We start from the raw sequence: 16,413 nt of genomic DNA, 5'->3' as shown, positions 1-16,413 counted from the left end.
CCCCAATGTCCTCGTTCGGCTCCGAGATCCTCATAAAGAGCTCGATGAGCGGCGCATTGATGAAATAGTTGTTCCGGCCCTGCTGGTGCTTCTGAAGGAAGCGCGCGGCGACGAGTTGTTTCAACCGCTTGGCGGCGGTCTGGCGAGTGACCCCGAGATCTTGCCCCAAAGGCGGAAGCACGGGAAATTTATGCGTCGTTTTTAACGCGTGCGAGTTCTCATGTTCGAATTTCCGGAACATTTTAACACGTCGAACCCCACGTGTTAGATTTCGCCACACCTACGTTGGCTGCGAACGGTAGCCGAACGGCTCGTCGTTAGTTCCCGACCCCGGCATGGGTCGGAACTCGGTCGGTTAGAATCCCGAGTACAGCCCGGGCGCCTTCCGCCCGGCTGGCCCGGGGCAGCTATGGGGTCGGCGCAGCGCGAAGACCCGTCTAGGCCGCGGTACTGGCTAGTTCATATGTCAGTCTGCTCGGAGAGCTCCAAGGCGTCGTCGACCTCAATTCCGAGATAGCGCACAGTGCTTTCCAACTTGCCGTGTCCCAAGAGCAGCTGGCACGCCCGGAGATTGCCTGTGCGTTTGTAGATCAGCGCTACCTTGGTACGCCGCAGACTATGGGTACCGTAAGCTCGCGGCTCTAGGTCTGCGAGTTGAACCCACCGATCAACAAGCCTGGCGTACTGTCGCGTGGTGAGGTGTTCCCCTGGCCGGCTCCGGCTCGGGAAAAGCCAGTCGTCCGAACGACGTCCACGAGCGGCGAGCCAGCTCAGCAGCGCCAGGCGTGTCGGCTCGGTGATCTCAAAGGGGACGGGTCGTCCTGTCTTTTGCTGAATGATTGTCGCGCGGGCCCTAACCGCACCGCCCGGGGCCACGTCGCTAACGCGCAATTTTACGAGGTCGCATCCGCGGAGCTTCGCGTCGATCGCGCAGTTGAAGAGCGCAAGATCACGCAGCTGGCCGCCATTCTTTAGCAACTGTCGGATTGCCCAAATGTGCTTCGGCTTCAGGGGCGGCTTCGGCCCGATTATGCGGCCGGTGTTCCAGGGTTTGGACTGGACGCGGAACAGGTCAGGTTGAGACATAGCTCACCCTCCAAGGCGGACCCCCGACCAGGATGAGTTTCTCATGTTTTGGTTAGCCCAAAGTGCACCCCAACCACTTGGGCTGAATTGCGCCAAGAGCAGTCATTGGATCACTGGCCCTAAGCCGACATTCAAAGTGGGACCGCACTTGGTGGACGCGCCGAGGCAACTATGTCTGGAAAAAGCGCCATGACCGGCAGGGCTTTCGTTTCGCCGTCGCCCTGGCCAGGCGAGCGTATAATCGAAATCAACCGCCGAGGGGCCCGCTCGCACCATGACTGCAGCCAAGATCGTTCCCCACGAAGGCCCTGCGTTCGAGGCCATGATGCAGGAGATCGATGCCCGTTTGGGGCGGGACGGCTATGGGATCGAGGACCGCCCGCTTCATGCCGGCCGGGAAGTCAGCCTCCTCCACGGCGTGCCGATCCCGATCGGCGACCAAGATCCCAGTCGTCTCCCACCCGAAATCGCCGCCTATGCGCCGTTGGGCGCCGCCATCAGCCGCTGGTATCAGGAGACCTATGGCGACCGGCTGAAGGTCGACATGAAAGCCGGCCGCACCGTCGTTCGGCTGGACGGCGACCTCTATGCGCTCGGCATCCCTCGAATTTTCGGGAGTATCCAGTTCGTCATTACCCGCGACTTCCTTCCCGAGCGGGTATCCCTGCAAGGTCCGGGATTATGCAACATCGTTCAACTGATCGAGCATATGACCCCCCGGAAGGCCGCGCGCCTGACCGATGCTGATCTGAAAGCGGTCGAGAAAGCCTTCGGCGCGGCACTCTACGCCAGCTACACCCTGGAGGCGACCGCCCACGACCTGCTGTCGTCTGCGCGGTCGGACGTGGCGACAGCGGTCACGGCCCTGATGGATCGTCACGATCGGGCGGGAGAATCCAAGTGGGCGTCTCTTCAGGCGGCGGAGAAAACCCTGAAGGCCGCCATCGCCTTGGGCGGCGGCAGTTTCCCCTTCACCCACGACCTCTCGCGGTTGGCGGACAAGGTCGCCGGTGTCGGCGTGACCGGCGATTTCAGCGCTCTCGTTGCAGCGATCCAGTGCACGCCGGGGATCCGCTACGGCGAGGAGCCCTGTACGCCGGCCGAGGCGCTGGCCGCACACCACGCCTCGCTGGAACTCGTGAATGCGCTCAGAGAGGGCCGAGCTGCCTTTCAGGCGGGCCTCGGCTAGATGGTTGCCCGAAACGGCCGGCTCGGCCCGGTTCAGGCCTTGCCAAGCGCTATCTTTTCTTGCGCGCACTCAGCTCAGCTTCGCGCCATCACCGGACCTTGCACGCACGCCGAAGAGCAGACGCGGGAGGACGGGATCGCCCTTCCAAACGCCTAGGTTCTCTCCACCAGTTCGTGCACATTTCCTCCGGGTGCGACGAAGGCCATGTAGTTCAACCTAGCGGCCTCATTGCGCGCAGGTTTTTCGTGGATGAAGGTCACGCCGTGAGTGCGCAGACGCTCCATCTCGATACTTAGCGACTGAACTTCGAACGTAATGACAGAGGCCGCGTCGCGACCGTGGCCCTCCGCGCCGGCAGCGTGCTCGCACCTGAATATGTGCAGAGCGGCGCCACCAAGCTCAAATATCAGCTGATCCGGCGTCCTGTGCGCCAAGCGCAGGCCAAGTGCGTCACGATAGAATTCTGCGGCGGCCTCAAGATCGGGCGTCATTACGATCACGGGACCAAGTTTCATCTGCGTTCCCTAGTTTCATAGCAAGTTTAGCCTAGACCGCAGTCATCGCGTTCCCGAGGCAAAATCTGGGGGTCGCAGCTGCGCCATTTGCGGACATAGGCTCTGAGCCAGACTGCGGACATTTGAGACCTTAGTCCCGTCGGCTGGGCGGCAAGATGATGAGAGGCGTCATTTCGCGAGGCTGCGAGCGCGGCTACCAGCGGAATGGCCACGGGCGCCACTGGCGAGGATTGTACTTCCTGCTGTTGCGAATGCCGGTTTGATCGAAACGGACCTTCACCCCGATGCATACCCCCGCCAGATAGAGGGCGGCTATGCTCAGTCGGACCAATTCTCCAGCCCTGCCCTCGGGTCCGTAGGCTAGCAAACAAGTTGCAATGAGGTGTAAGGCCCCAGCAACGAAGATCGAGCGCCATCTGAGGCCAAAGCCGATTATCGCGAGTGCTAGGGTTGCTGCGCCGCCAATAGCGAAAGACCAAGGCGGCCCGATGAGGAAGGCTTCAGAGGAGCACGGTGACATGTCTCGTGCGGTATCATGCCTTTACTAACATCGACTTTTCACCCTGCGGCTCAGCGGGCTATCCCAGACAGGGGGTACCGACCTCAGGGGGTGGCATCGACTCATCGGCAGTAGCTGCGAAGTCGCCCGAAAGCAGACGGAAACGTTTTCCGACCAGCGTCAGAGCCTTCCTCCTATCCAAGGCGAATCTAATGAAGCCCAGAGTGACGGTGAGCGTTCTGCCAGACGGCTCATTCTCGATCGCGGTCAACGAAGCTGGCCGGGACCTACTCATCGAGGAGTTGGATGGGTTGAGCCGAGAGTGGGACCACTTCCACCTAGATCATTACGACGACCCCGCGATCGCCAGCGCCACCGACGTTCCTCTGGCTAACCGCGCATACGCTCCGGGTGATCAGGTGTTGAAGAACGGAAAGGTGCTGTTTCGTCCGGACGATTGGGACGCCACCTACTTCCCGCACGTTCTCGATGAATGCGGGGGCTCGTGACCGTGCTGCGCCACTTGCGGACGTTGAGACCGATGCCGGAAGCGGACATCGGGGGGAGACGCCTTCAACGAGGTCCTGGGCGCTGACGACCTCGATGGCGGCGGCAGACCTAAGCGTGGATCGCGCCGGTCCGCTCGCCGTTTTGGATCCGCCCGCAGATCAGAACGTGGCCGATAAACGCAGGCTTTCAGGCGATTCAACGGCCATACTGAAAGATAATTTTTGTCAAAACGTGTTGTTCGATGGGAAAAGTGCCGATATCAATCAAGAGTAGCTAGGTTCGAATTTTTGGATATCACCCATGGATCATTTCGCCGTCGTGCAGAGCATTGTTCGCGCCGCGCTGAGCGGAGACCGCGTCGCCGTGGGCAAACAGGTGGCGCGTCTGCGCGACCGCCTAGAGAAAGCTGGCGACCTCAAGGACGCCGCAACCCTCAAGCGACTGCTCGAGGCCGTGGACGAGACCAAGGACATCGCGCCCAGCCGCGTGGAGGTTTCGCGCACCCTGGTCTCAGGCGAGCGTCTGGCACCCGACGTCAATCCGCCCATCGATCGCGAGACCGGCGCGCGCCTTTGCACGATCACCTTTGGCCGCGACGACGCCCGGGCGCCGATCTATGGCGAGGCGCTGCATGAGACGATTGACGGCCTGCTACAGGAGTGGAGCAACGCCGCGGCCCTGCAGTCGGTCGGGGTGGAGCCGACACGAACCCTGCTGATCTACGGCCCGCCCGGATCGGGAAAGACCGTCACCGCCCATTATATCGCCCAGCGCCTCGGCTTGCCGTTGGTCACCGCGCGCATCGACGGCCTGATCTCGTCGTTCCTAGGCACAACGGCTCGCAACATCGCCAACCTGTTCGACTTCGCCAATCGCTACGCCTGCGTGCTGCTGCTGGATGAGTTTGACGCCCTGGCCAAGCTCCGCGACGACCCGCAGGAGATCGGCGAGATCAAGCGCGTGGTGAACACCCTGCTGCAGAACCTCGACATGCGACGCGAGTTCGGGATCACCATGGCGATCACGAACCATGATCGCCTGCTCGATCCGGCCGTCTGGCGCCGGTTTGAGACCCACGTGCACATGGGCGATCCCGAACTTGGGGCCCGCGAGCAGTTGATTGCGCGCTTCCTGCACCCCATCGCCGCCGAACCGTCGACCTTGCGCATCTTCGCCTATTGCCTAGTCGGACACTCCGGCGCGGACCTTGAGCGCATTTGCGCGGCGACCAAGCGCACTTTGGCGCTGAAGGGCGAGGCCCATGATGGGCCCGCGCTATTCAGGGCCCTGAGCGCGGTCCTGGCTCGCACGCCCTATCACGAGCATGCCCCGGCCCGGATCCTGGCGACCGACCCCGAGGCCTTCATCAGCTTCATCGCCAACGACGTGAATTTCCCGATGAAGCAGACCGAGATCGGGGAGGCCACCGGCTATGTCCAGTCGCGGATCAGCGAGCTGAAAAAAGCCCGACGCCATCTGTCGATGACGGAGCCGGCGCATGTCCAATAACCCGGTCCAGATCATCCTCAATGACACCGACTTCCATCAGGCGCCGCAACCTGGCAAGCCGCCGCGCAACAGGGACTTCTTCGACGGTGCCGATCGCGCCTTCGCCGACCACAAGGCGGCGCTGATCGCCGCGGTCGAGGCGGTGGCCGCTCAATTGCAGAAAAGTCCCTTTGGACCGGCGACCTATCTTCGGGTGCAGATGCGCGACGAGGCCCTGGCCAAGTCCTATCGCCCCCGCTGGCTGTTCAAGCCCGACCAGTTTCCCTGCGTCGGCGCCGAGGCCGTTGGCACGCTCTATTTCCGGGCCCCACTCATCTATCTGGAAGGCTTGAAGCGGCGCATCCAAGAGGCCGAGATCACCGTCGAGATCAAACAACGCCGCGCCGACGACAAGCCCTATAAGGCGCCGAGCATCGCCCGCGCCGAGGTCGGGGCTATCGAGTTGATCGAGATCGTTCCGCCCGAGCAGAAGCGGACCTTTTCGGTGTCGGCGGCTCTGGCCGCATTCGACGATCCTCGGACCGTGTCAGGCTATCAGGTCGAGCTGTTCGAAACCCCGGATGACCGGGTCATCGCCGACGACCCGTTGGGCCGGACCACTCTGCGTCGCACCCTCGAACAACTGTTGCTCTCCTTGGGGACCGGCGCACGCAGTTATGTGATGTCCGCGATCGGCCGCACCCCGGTGCTTGAGCTGCAGATCACCCGCGCCGATCAACCGGCCCTGGTCGACAACCGCCCGGAGCTGACGCGTGCCGACCTAGCGCCCGCGCCGCCACCCGCGCCGATCGATCGCGATCCCGAGCGTCACGAGGCCGCCTTGACCGCCTTGCAAGCCCATCCCCTGGTGCGTGCGATCTTGCCTCCGGTTTTGTTGCAGCTGACCGATGACGAAATCCTGAGCGCCGACGAGGGCCTGCGGCTGGACGACGAGGCGCTGACCATCCCCACGCCGACGGCGGGCGCGACCTATCCGGTAGTCGGGGTGATCGACTCGGGGGTCGGGGCGGCGCTGCAGGATTGGGTGGTCGGGCGTTTCGACTACTTGGATCCGGGCGAACATAATCCCGCGCACGGCACCGGCGTGGCGGGCCTGATCTGCGTACCGCAACTGACCAACACCGCCCTTGTGACGCCTGAAGCCAATGGCTGCCTCATCTACGACGCGCCGCTCTATCCCAGCGGCTCGTTCGTGGCCAAGTACAGTCGGGGCTTCAATGACTTCCTCGAAGAGATCGAACAAGCTGTCGCCGAGGCGAAAGAGCAGCATGGCGTGCGCGTCTTCAACCTGTCGATCAACGCGGTGTCCGACGTCGAGCGCCACCGCTACAGCATCTACGCCTCGCGGCTGGATCAGATCGCCGACACCTATGGCGTGATCTTCGTCAACTCGGCGGGCAACCTGTCGCGCTCGCAGTCGCGTGCGCCCTGGCCTAAACGTCCGGTCGACGTCGTGCGATATTTCGCCGCCCGCACCTCGCCCGACACGATCTTCAAACCAGCCGAAAGCGTGCGCTCGATCTCGGTGGGGGCGCTCAACCCGCCGCTCACCAAACAGGTCGCCGGTGCGCCGACGGTCTACACCACACGCGGCCCGGGGCTGCAGGTCGGGATCAAGCCAGACGTCGCCGCCTATGGCGGGGCCGGCGGCGGGGCGCCTGGCGAGCGCACCGGCCTGTCCTCGATCACCGCGGATGGACGCCGCCAAGACGTGATCGGCACCAGCTTTGCCGCGCCCCTGGTGGCCAGGACCCTGGCGAGCCTGGACGCGGTAACCCAGGGGGGGCTCAGCACCGAGGCGTTACGGGCCATGCTGCTGCATCACGCCGCCATGCCCGAGCCGTTGAGCAAGCGCGGCTTGAAGGATATCGCTCGCCAGTTCGCCGGCTTTGGCCAGCCGGCCCAGGTCGTCGACATGCTGGAAACCGATGATCACCAGATCACCCTGCTGTTCCAGAGCCGCTTGAGCATCGGTGAGCGCAAGCCCGTGATCCTGCGCTTTCCGTTCACCTGGCCACAAAGCTTGGTGCAGGACGATGGCAGTTGCTCGGGCCGGGCCCGCATCACGCTGGTCTATTCCCCGCCGCTCGATCCGGCGTTCGGCGCGGAGTTCGTGCGCGTCAACCTAGAAGCCTCGCTCAAGCAGCTCCAGACCGCCCCTGCCCCGGACGGCAGCGCGCGCTTTCTCAACCAGATCGACGCCAAGTATCTGCCCGGATCGGCCAAGCTCGCAGTTCCCGAAAGGGCGCTGATCGATCACGGTCTGAAGTGGTGGCCGTCCAAGCAGTACGCCTCGACCTTCGCCGAGAAGGGCGAGTCGTCCCAGTGGCGCCTGGAGGTGACGAGCCTTGTGCGGGCCGAAGCCCAGTTCCCCACCGAAGGTGTGCCGTTCGCGGTGCTGCTGACCTTGGAAGACCCCGAGGGCCGAGCCCCGGTGTTCCAGGAGTTCCGCCAGCAGCTCCAAGCCAGCGTGGCCAACGCGCAGGATATCCGCACCGCGATCCGTCTGCGCCCACGCGGCTAACGTCATGGGGTGATCTCTGTGAGGCAAGATCGACGACGAGGGTCCCTTCACAGAGGCTCTGGCCGCGTCTCTAGCGACCCAGGCCGCCTAAGGCGATAGTCCCAGAGCGGACTCTCGCAAGGTCAGCCAAGAGCCCATCTGCGACCTTGGCAAAACGGCCCGCTCAAGCCGACGCGCCTACTCCGATGCAGCCGCAGGCTTCACCTTCGTCACCTCATCCAGGTGATCTGACCACCAGCGCATCATGGTGCGGCGCCCGCTAAGCCATTCGGCGGCGTTGTAGACGGAGCGGATGTCGCCCTCGGCGTGGGCGAGTTGGAGTTCGATCCAGTCGCGGTTGAACTCCTGCTCATTGAGCACAGTGGAGGCCGTGGAGCGGAAACCGTGCACGGTCGCGCGCCCATGGTAGCCCATGCGATAGATCGCATAGATCATCGTATTCTCGGAGATCACACCGCTGCGGGTCGGGGCCGGGAACAAGAGTTCGGAACGGCCGGAAGCTTCCTTGATCTCAGCCAGGATTTTGACCACCTGCGGCGACAGGGGCACCAGGTGGTCACGACGCATCTTCATGCGCGCCGCAGGAATTCTCCAAAGCGCCCCCTCTCCTTCCAGGTCTTCGAACTCGGACCAGCGCGCGAAGCGGACCTCGGACGTGCGGACGAAGGTGTGGATCAACAGCTCGAGGGCGAGCTTCGTTTGCGCCGCGCCGTTGTAGACGGCGAGGTCTTGCATGAACTGCGGAAGGTCCTTCGGGAGGATGGCGGAGCGCCGTTTTGCCGGCGGCGCACTCTTCAAGGCGCCACGGAGGTCGGCAGCTGGATCCCTGGGGCACACCCCCAAGGCGACGCCGTATCGAAAGATCGCGCTGGCCATCTGTAACACCCTGCGAGCCATTTCTGGCGCACCTCGGCCCTCAATGCTGCGGATCGTGGAGAGCAACTCGACGGGCTCAATCTCAGCAATGGGCCGACGCCCCAGATAGGGGATCAAATCGGCGTCCAGGCGCGCCTTCAGCCGATCTGAATAGCTGGGCACCCACCCGTCTTTGCGGGCGTCAAACCACTCATTGGCCACCGCCTCGAAGGTGTTTGCGGCCGCCAACCTCTTCCGGGCTTTTGCGACTTTGCGCTCGTGAGCAGGATCCATGCCCTTGGCGAGCAGCTCACGGGCGTCATCCTTTGCTCTGCGCGCCTCTCGCAGAGACACGGCCGGGTAGGCCCCGAGGGCCAGCAGCTTTTGCTTCCCACCAAAGCGATAGCTGAAGCGCCACAGGCGTGACCCGCTGGGGTTCACCAACAGGAATAAGCCCTCGAAATCACTGAGTTTACGGGGCTTCGATTCGGGCTTGAGGCTGCGTAGCTGGGAGTCTGACAGGGGCATGCTGTTGGTATCGCGCGGCGATCTGTTGGTATCAAGCCCGAGGCGTACCAACAGGTGATCCGCATACGGGTGAAACCGATTGAGCCAGAGAATGTGCGCAAAATAGTAAAAACGCTTTTTAATCAGCTATTTACTATGTCGCCACGGGCTGGAGGCAAACCCTGCGAAACGCCCCGCTGGTGGGCCCGGCAGGACTCGAACCTGCAACCAGACCGTTATGAGCGGCCGGCTCTAACCATTGAGCTACAGGCCCCATCAGCGGGAAGGCAGGGGGTTACCATGGGCTGCACGCGGCTTAAAGCTCCGGTTCAGGTTCGGCCTGCGAGGCTGGAACCGAACCGGCGACTGGCCATTCCGGCAGCGCTTATGGTGACGTTTTACTGACCCTTGGGAGAGCCCCGATGAATTCCCTGATCCGCGCCAGCGCCCTTGGCCTGACCCTGGCCGCCGCCACGGCCGCCACCGCCCCTGCGGCCCTGGCCCAGACGGCGAGCGCCGCGGACTCCATGTTCCGCGCCACAACCTTGAACCTCTCGGCCATGGGCGAGGTGGACGTGGCGCCCGACATGGCCATCATCAGCCTGGGGGTGCAGACCGAGGCGGCCACCGCCCAGGAAGCCATGCAGGCCAACGCTCGGCAGATGACCCAGGTCATGGCCGCCCTGCGCCGGGCCGGCATCGCCGAGCGGGATATCCAGACCTCGAACCTGAACCTGTCGGCCCAGTACGACTATCAGCAGAACGAGCCCCCTCGCCTGCGCGGCTATCAGGCCAGCAATCAGGTGACCATCAAGGTTCGTGACCTGAGCCGCCTGGGGGCCGCGGTGGACGCCACGGTGAGCGTCGGGGCCAATCAGGTGAACGGCATCAGCTTTGGTCTGAACGACCCGGCCGCCGCGCGCAATGCGGCCCGCCAGGCCGCGGTGGCCGACCTGAGGGCCAAGGCCGAACTCTATGCCCAGGCGACGGGCTATCGGGTGGGCCGACTGGTGAGCCTGAGCGAAGGCGCCTCCTATTCGCCGCCCATGCCGCCCATGCCGATGATGGCCATGGCGAGGGCCGAGAGCTTCAAGGATTCCACCCCCGTCTCGGCGGGCGAAATGACCGTTCGGGTGGACATCAACGCGCTCTATGAGCTGACGCGATAAGCCAGGCCCGGTCTTGAGCCTGCGCCGGTCCGGTCCGCCGGGCCGGCGCAGGACGCCTGACCCCCGTTTATGGATTTCGGCTAACGCCCAGCTGCGGCGAAGGCGCGAGCCAGGCGGTCAGTCATCACCACGCCCGGCAGGGCGCGCTGGCCCTCCATGACGGCGGCGAAGACATAGGGCTGTTCGCTCACCGGCCCCGCCGCCCAGCCGACGCTGCGCGAGCCGTCGGCCGCCGTGGGACAGCTGGCCGCCACGCTCCGGGGCGGCGCGCCAAGGCTGGTCAGCAGCGCCTCCGTCGTCCGGGCCTCGCCGCCTTCGCAACCCGGATAGGCCCGGCCGCACACCATGGCCCCGCCATAGCGATAGACCACGGTCCCGTCCGGCCGGGCGATCAGCACGCAGGTGGTGGGGTCGCCGATGCGGGCGCCGATCTCACGGTTCAGCACGTCTTCGTCCAGGCCCTCAAGGCCCGGCGAACAGGCGGCCAGCAGAAGAGCCGCCGCAGCCGCCGGAAAGAGGGCGGCCCGGCGCGCCATCAGGCGGCCTGCTTGACGAGATTGCCGTCGTCCAGAAGCACCACCGTCGGGGCGTAGTTGCGGGCCTCTTCGGCGGGCAGCTGGCCGTAGGTCACGACGATGACCTTGTCGCCCTTCTGCACGAGACGGGCGGCCGCGCCGTTCACGCCGATCACCTTGGAGCCCCGGGGGGCTTCGATGGCGTAGGTGGTGAAGCGCGCGCCGGTGGTGATGTTCAGCACATCGACCTGCTCGTGCGGCAGGATGCCCGAAGCGTCCAGCAGGTCGCGGTCGATGGCGATAGAGCCTTCATAGTCCAGGTCCGCCTGGGTGACGGTGGCCCGGTGCAGCTTGGACTTCATCAGGGTGACCAGCATGGGCGAGGCGCGTCCTTGCGTTCACGAACAGGGATGCCCGGGCATCCGGGGGAAACGGCATATACGCACTTCGGCGTCTCTCTTCAATTGCCGCGGCGCAACAGGCTTACGCTGGGGAAGCCCGACCCGACCCGCGTCAGGGCAAGGCCTCGCGATCATGGCGCATCGCAACCTGATCCCCCAGCCCCACCTGGCGACGCAGAAAGGCGGCCATGTCGTCCAGGACCGGCGCGCGGCCCCGCAAGGGGCGCGACAGGGCCAGCAGCACGCCCGCATGACCCAGGTCCGGATAGAGGGCGGTCTCCACCACCGCGCCCTGGTCGCGCAGGGCCTGGGCCAGGGCCAGGGTGTTGCGGGCCTCCACCACCTGATCATCCTCCCCTGTGGCCAGGAAGGCGGGCGGCGAGCGGCGGCTGGCGTGGGCCAGGGGCTGGGTGGCCTCAAGATCGGCGGCGGCGCCAAAGATGGGCGGGGTGAGCCGCCCCTCCAGCGGCAGGAAGTCATAGGGACCCGCCAGCCCCGCCACGGCGCGGATCACGCCGGGATCGACGCCTGCGGCGTCCAGATAGCGCCCGTCCAGCCCGAGCATGACGGCGTTGTAGGCGCCGGCCGAATGGCCCACCAGAACGATCCTCTGCGGATCGGCGCCCAGTTCGGCGGCGTGGCGCACCGCCCAGGCGATGGCCCCGGCGCCATCCTCCAGGAAGTCGGGATAGGCGACCTCCGGATAGAGGCGATAGTCGGGCACCAGGGTGACGAAGCCCTCCGCGGCCAGGGCCCGGCCCACCCAGCCATAGTCCTGACGGCGGCCGTCGCGCCACGACCCGCCATAGAAGAAGACCGCCAGGGGCGCCGCGGCCTCGCCCGCTTGCGGAGGCCGGTAGACATCCAGGCGCTGCCGCGGTCCCGGTCCATAGGCGATCGCCGCGCCCGCCTTCTCCGCCGGATCGGTGGGGGTCAGGGTGGCGAAGGCGGTCAGGGGGGAACAGGCGCCCAGGGCCAGACTCGCGGCCAGGACCAGGACCACGGCGGGCAGGACGGGAACGGGCATGCGGACCTCAGGGCGGTGCTTGACGGACGTGACGCCTCCCGGCGCTATGCGGGAAACCGGTTCATGAACGCAGTTTACGAAGGGACGGAACGGATGGACGGCGGATTTTCCTCACAAGGGCTTGAGCCCATCGGCCCGGCCCTGCAGGCGGTGGTAGATGCGGGCGACCTGTCCGGCTTCGTCACCCTGGTCTGGCGCAAGGGCGAGGTGGTTCAGGTCCAGGCGCTGGGCCAGCGGGACATCGCCGCGGGCAAACCCATGACCCGGGACACCATCTTCCGCATCGCCTCCATGACCAAGCCCGTGACCTCGACGGTGGCCCTGATGCTGATGGAGGAAGGCCGCCTGCGCCTGGACGACCCGATCACCCGCTGGGCGCCGGAATTCGCCGACATGCAGGTGCTGAAGGCCGCCGACGGCCCGCTGGATCAGACCGTGCCCGCCGCGCGCGACATCACGATCGAGGACCTGATGACCCACAGGGCGGGTCTCGCCTATGGCTTCACCTCGGTCGGCCCCATCGCCCAGGCCTACGAGAAGGCGCTGGGGCCGGCGCTGGGCACGCCGCTGACCCCCGACGAGTGGATGCGGCGCCTGGCCGAATTGCCGCTGAGCTATCAGCCGGGCGAACGCTTCCACTACAGCCACGCCACCGATGTCCTGGGGTTCATCGTGGCCCGGATCGAAGGCGCGCCCCTGGGCGAGGTTCTGCGCCGGCGCATCTTCGAGCCCCTGGGCATGAAGGACACCGGCTTCCACCTGCCGGTGGAGAAGCAGGACCGGGGCGCCCGGCTCTATCGCATCGGGCCGGAGACCGACGCCCTGGAAGACGTCAGCTTCCCCTACCATCCCGAACCGCCGGCCTTCGATGCGGGCGGCGGCGGCCTTGTCTCCACCGCCGACGACTATCTCACCTTCGCGCGGATGTTGCTGGGTCGCGGCGAGGTGGACGGGGTGCGTCTGCTGAAGCCGGAAACCGTGGACCTCATGACCACCGACCGGCTGACCCCGGCGCAGCGGGAGATCCCCTTCATGGGCATTCCGTTCTGGCTGGGCCAGGGGTTCGGCCTGGGGCTCTCCATGATCACCGATCCAGTGAAACAGGCCTGGATGGGGGCGGGCAACGAAGGCGCCTTCGGCTGGCCGGGCGCTTTCGGCACCTGGTGGCAGGCCGATCCCAAGGCCGAGCTGATCCTGATCTATCTGATCCAGAACTCCATGCCGCTGGGCCCCGAAGCCGCCGCCCAACTGGCCACGGGCCAGAGGATGGGCGGCCGGGCCGCCCTGCCCGTCTTCCAGAAGATGGTCTATCAGGCCCTGGAGGGCTGACGCGCTTCGCCCCGGGGCGACGCCTTCGGATCACGCGCCGAAGTCGTCGTTCCGCGGGCCTGCGGCGCTCGCAGACTCAGGACCGGGGCGCCACGCACATGGGCTTGCCCTCGAACAGGTCGCCGATCAGGCTGCCGTCGCGCCCCGCCTCCCGGCGGGCGGCGTTCAGGGCCACCGTGTCGGCGGGCTCACGCTCTCCAGGACCGCAGATGGGGACGGCCGTGCGCATGCCCTGCGGGCAGGTGCAGATGTCTTCGCGCTTGTCCAGCCGGCTGGCCGGCGCCTTGCAGACCACGGGCAGGATGCCGCCCCCCACATCCAGGCAGATCACCGTCTGGGTAGGCGGGTTTTCATTGAGGGGGGCCTGGGCCTGGGCCGAGAGCGGCAGGGACAGGGCCAGCAGCGCCAGGGCGACCGGGGCCCGGGCCAGGGTGCGCATCTTCATGATCGAATCCTCCAGATCATTCCATAAGCTTCGGAAATGCGGCATGTTTCGGGCGCAGCTTCCCCTGGCCCGCGCCATGGGCTAAGCGCTCGCATCATGAGCCTGCGCCCCCTGTTCGTCACCCAGATCTATGAGGCCAGCCTCGCCGCTGAGCGGGGCTTTGCGGCCTTCAATGACGAACTGGCCGAGATGGTGGAGATGCTGGCGCAGGAGGACGCCGCCGGCCGGGCCTGGAGCCGCGCCCACGCCTATGGCGGCTACACCTCCTATGCGTCCCTGGACGACCTGCCCCAGCGGGCCAGCGTGTTCGGCCAGCTCAAGACGAGGCTCGATCGCCACGCCCGCCGCTATGCCGAGGCCCTGCAGCTGGACCTGGGCGCGGGCCGGCTCAAGCTGGACAGCCTGTGGGTCAACCTCCTGAAGCCCGGGGCGGGCCATACCGGCCACATCCACCCCCACAGCGTCATTTCCGGCACGGTCTATGTGCGCACCCCGCCCGGCGCCAGCGCGCTCAGACTGGAAGATCCCCGTCTGGCCCTGATGATGGCCGCCCCGCCCCGCCGGGCCGAGGCCGACGAGACCCAGCAGACCTTCATCTATCTGCAGCCCGAGCCCGGCACGCTTTTCATGTGGGAAAGCTGGCTGCGCCATGAGGTGCCGGCCAACCAGGCCAAGAGCCCGCGGATCAGCATCAGCTTCAACTATGGCTGGCATTGAAAAACCGGCGTTCACCATTCTTGCAAGCGCGGCCTTAACCGCGGGCGCCTGAGGGTCAGGGTCCAGGAGACCCAAATGGACCCCATCGCCACCGCCAGCTACGGCATGTTCGCCGCCACCCGCCGCTTCGAAGCCTCCGCCCAGCGCGTGGCGACCATGGGCGCCCCGGACGCCCAGGTCAGCTACGAAAAGGAAGCCGTCGAGCAGATCAGCGCCAAGCACCAGTTCAAGGCCAATCTCGCCACCATCGAGACCGCCCGCGAGATGTGGGACGCCCTGCTGAAGATTCAGGAACGCCGCTGAGAGCCGCGGGCGGCAGGATCGTTTTCCCAAGGCGAGGCTTGCCATGAGCCCTGCCCCGTCGGAGGCTGCGCCCTGAACTGACGGATGACCCCATGGCGCTGACCAAGTCCGGCCCGACCAAGGCCCTCTATGCGGGGTCTTTCGATCCCGTGACCCGCGGCCATCTGGACATCATCCGCAAGGCGCTCTCCACCTTTGACGCGGTCCATGTGGCTGTGGGCACCAATGTGCGCAAGCAGCGCCTGTTCAGCGTCCAGCAGAGCACCGACCTGATCCACGCCTCGCTCCTGGACCTGTGGCCCGAGGCCGGTGAAATCCTCGGCCGCCGGCTGGAGGTGGGCGAATATGCCCGCCAGAGCCTGGTCCGCTACGCCCGCGCCATCGGCGCCACCCACATCGTGCGGGGCCTGCGCGAAGCCACCAACTTCCACGAGGAGTTCAACCTGCACGGCCTGGCTGAGCGGCTCGATCCCTCCATCCCCATGGTCCACTTCATCTGCGACGCCCAGTTCCTGCACGTCTCCTCCAGCACGGCCAAGGAACTGGAGTCCGTGGGCGAGGACATCAGCTGGCTGGTGACGCCGTCGGTGGAGGCGGCGTTCCAGGCGCGGCGAGGGAGCTAGGGCGGCCTCGGCGCCCTCACCCTTCCCCGTGCGGGGACGGGCCTGACGCTGCTCGACCGCAACGAAAAACCCCGCCGTCTCCGGCGGGGTTTCTGCGGGCTTAGCTGTCGAGGAAGCTGCGCAGCTTGCGCGACCGGCTGGGGTGCTTGAGCTTTCGCAGCGCCTTGGCTTCGATCTGGCGAATCCGCTCGCGGGTCACGCTGAACTGCTGGCCCACCTCTTCGAGGGTGTGGTCGGTGTTCATGCCGATGCCGAAGCGCATGCGCAGGACGCGTTCCTCCCGCGGGGTCAGCGAGGCCAGCACGCGGGTGGTGGTCTCGCGCAGGTTCGACTGGATGGCCGCATCAATGGGCAGGACGGCGTTCTTGTCCTCGATGAAGTCGCCCAGGTGGCTGTCTTCCTCGTCGCCGATGGGGGTTTCGAGGCTGATCGGCTCCTTGGCGATCTTCAGGACCTTGCGGACCTTTTCCAGCGGCATGGCCAGCTTCTCGGCCAGTTCCTCCGGGGTCGGCTCGCGGCCGATCTCGTGCAGCATCTGGCGGCTGGTGCGGACGATCTTGTTGATCGTCTCGATCATGTGCACCGGAATACGGATCGTGCGGGCCTGGTCGGCGATGGACCGGGTGATGGCCTGGCGGATCCACCAGGTGGCGTAGGTGGAGAACTTGTAGCCGCGGCGGTACTCGAACT

At 65.7% G+C, this 16,413-nt stretch carries 17 protein-coding genes, 1 tRNA gene and 1 pseudogene; 9 read left to right on the top strand and 10 right to left on the bottom strand.

The window, feature by feature from the left end; translation table 11 throughout:
- Together V7D28_RS07960 and V7D28_RS07955 are read right to left on the bottom strand one after the other, a co-directional pair.
- Positions 1–241: pseudogene (locus V7D28_RS07960) on the bottom strand (hypothetical protein); the annotation flags it as partial.
- A gap of 218 nt (positions 242–459) precedes the next feature.
- Positions 460–1,086 (bottom strand): tyrosine-type recombinase/integrase, encoded by a 627-nt coding sequence (locus tag V7D28_RS07955; protein ID WP_333586845.1) that lies wholly within the window; start codon positions 1,084–1,086, stop codon positions 460–462.
- 274 nt (positions 1,087–1,360) lie between these two features.
- On the opposite strand from V7D28_RS07955, the gene V7D28_RS07950 reads away from it, so the two are divergent.
- On the top strand, positions 1,361–2,275 hold the full coding sequence (locus V7D28_RS07950; protein ID WP_333586844.1) for a HEPN domain-containing protein: 915 nt from the start codon (positions 1,361–1,363) through the stop codon (positions 2,273–2,275).
- A gap of 152 nt (positions 2,276–2,427) precedes the next feature.
- Here the strand turns inward: V7D28_RS07950 and V7D28_RS07945 are convergent, their stop codons facing one another.
- Complete coding sequence (locus tag V7D28_RS07945) at positions 2,428–2,790, bottom strand: VOC family protein (protein WP_333586843.1); 363 nt, start codon at positions 2,788–2,790, stop codon at positions 2,428–2,430.
- Positions 2,791–3,501: 711 nt separating this feature from the next.
- Between V7D28_RS07945 and V7D28_RS07940 the strand changes: the two genes are divergently transcribed.
- The 3 genes from V7D28_RS07940 to V7D28_RS07930 all read left to right on the top strand — a co-directional run bounded on the left by V7D28_RS07940 (position 3,502) and on the right by V7D28_RS07930 (position 7,832).
- On the top strand, positions 3,502–3,798 hold the full coding sequence (locus V7D28_RS07940; RefSeq protein ID WP_333586842.1) for a hypothetical protein: 297 nt from the start codon (positions 3,502–3,504) through the stop codon (positions 3,796–3,798).
- 301 nt (positions 3,799–4,099) lie between these two features.
- Positions 4,100–5,308, top strand: coding sequence for an AAA family ATPase (locus V7D28_RS07935; RefSeq protein ID WP_333586841.1), 1,209 nt, complete (start codon positions 4,100–4,102; stop codon positions 5,306–5,308).
- Positions 5,298–7,832, top strand: a complete 2,535-nt coding sequence (locus V7D28_RS07930) for a S8 family peptidase (protein ID WP_333586840.1) — start codon at positions 5,298–5,300, stop codon at positions 7,830–7,832. Before V7D28_RS07935 ends, V7D28_RS07930 begins: the two co-directional genes overlap by 11 nt.
- 177 nt (positions 7,833–8,009) lie before the next feature.
- Here V7D28_RS07930 and V7D28_RS07925 read toward each other — a convergent pair whose 3' ends face one another.
- The gene (locus V7D28_RS07925; RefSeq protein WP_333586839.1) at positions 8,010–9,266 is read right to left on the bottom strand and encodes a tyrosine-type recombinase/integrase; all 1,257 of its coding nucleotides are present in this window, start codon (positions 9,264–9,266) and stop codon (positions 8,010–8,012) included.
- A 126-nt stretch (positions 9,267–9,392) separates the two neighbouring features.
- Positions 9,393–9,468, bottom strand: a tRNA-Ile gene (locus tag V7D28_RS07920).
- Positions 9,469–9,616: 148 nt separating this feature from the next.
- Here V7D28_RS07920 and V7D28_RS07915 point away from each other — a divergent pair.
- A complete protein-coding gene (locus V7D28_RS07915; RefSeq protein WP_333586838.1) occupies positions 9,617–10,363 on the top strand; it encodes an SIMPL domain-containing protein in 747 nt (248 codons plus the stop codon).
- Positions 10,364–10,443: 80 nt separating this feature from the next.
- On the opposite strand, the gene V7D28_RS07910 is transcribed toward V7D28_RS07915, so the two are convergent.
- The 3 genes from V7D28_RS07910 to V7D28_RS07900 form a co-directional block, all read right to left on the bottom strand.
- A complete protein-coding gene (locus tag V7D28_RS07910) occupies positions 10,444–10,899 on the bottom strand; it encodes a hypothetical protein (RefSeq protein ID WP_333586837.1) in 456 nt (151 codons plus the stop codon).
- Complete coding sequence (gene panD, locus V7D28_RS07905) at positions 10,899–11,255, bottom strand: aspartate 1-decarboxylase (RefSeq protein WP_333586836.1); 357 nt, start codon at positions 11,253–11,255, stop codon at positions 10,899–10,901. Before panD ends, V7D28_RS07910 begins: the two co-directional genes overlap by 1 nt.
- Positions 11,256–11,391: 136 nt before the next feature.
- Positions 11,392–12,306 (bottom strand): alpha/beta hydrolase, encoded by a 915-nt coding sequence (locus V7D28_RS07900; RefSeq protein ID WP_333586835.1) that lies wholly within the window; start codon positions 12,304–12,306, stop codon positions 11,392–11,394.
- Positions 12,307–12,369: 63 nt separating this feature from the next.
- On the opposite strand from V7D28_RS07900, the gene V7D28_RS07895 reads away from it, so the two are divergent.
- Positions 12,370–13,635 (top strand): serine hydrolase domain-containing protein, encoded by a 1,266-nt coding sequence (locus V7D28_RS07895; RefSeq protein WP_333586834.1) that lies wholly within the window; start codon positions 12,370–12,372, stop codon positions 13,633–13,635.
- Positions 13,636–13,711: 76 nt separating this feature from the next.
- On the opposite strand, the gene V7D28_RS07890 is transcribed toward V7D28_RS07895, so the two are convergent.
- Positions 13,712–14,080, bottom strand: coding sequence for a hypothetical protein (locus tag V7D28_RS07890; RefSeq protein WP_333586833.1), 369 nt, complete (start codon positions 14,078–14,080; stop codon positions 13,712–13,714).
- A 96-nt stretch (positions 14,081–14,176) separates the two neighbouring features.
- Between V7D28_RS07890 and V7D28_RS07885 the strand changes: the two genes are divergently transcribed.
- From V7D28_RS07885 to coaD, 3 genes are all read left to right on the top strand, one after another.
- Positions 14,177–14,797: a TIGR02466 family protein gene (locus V7D28_RS07885; RefSeq protein ID WP_333586832.1), complete on the top strand. Its 621-nt coding sequence runs from the start codon at positions 14,177–14,179 to the stop codon at positions 14,795–14,797.
- 75 nt (positions 14,798–14,872) lie between these two features.
- The gene (locus V7D28_RS07880; protein WP_333586831.1) at positions 14,873–15,100 is read left to right on the top strand and encodes a flagellar basal body rod C-terminal domain-containing protein; all 228 of its coding nucleotides are present in this window, start codon (positions 14,873–14,875) and stop codon (positions 15,098–15,100) included.
- Positions 15,101–15,192: 92 nt separating this feature from the next.
- On the top strand, positions 15,193–15,723 hold the full coding sequence (gene coaD, locus V7D28_RS07875) for a pantetheine-phosphate adenylyltransferase (protein WP_333586830.1): 531 nt from the start codon (positions 15,193–15,195) through the stop codon (positions 15,721–15,723).
- 100 nt (positions 15,724–15,823) lie between these two features.
- On the opposite strand, the gene V7D28_RS07870 is transcribed toward coaD, so the two are convergent.
- The coding region (locus tag V7D28_RS07870) for a sigma-70 family RNA polymerase sigma factor (RefSeq protein WP_333586829.1) at positions 15,824–16,413 on the bottom strand (590 nt) is incomplete at its 5' end.

The sequence above is a fragment of the Phenylobacterium sp. genome (assembly GCF_036723115.1).
Taxonomy (GTDB): Bacteria; Pseudomonadota; Alphaproteobacteria; order Caulobacterales; family Caulobacteraceae; genus Phenylobacterium.
This window is presented reverse-complemented; position numbering and strand designations above follow the sequence as displayed.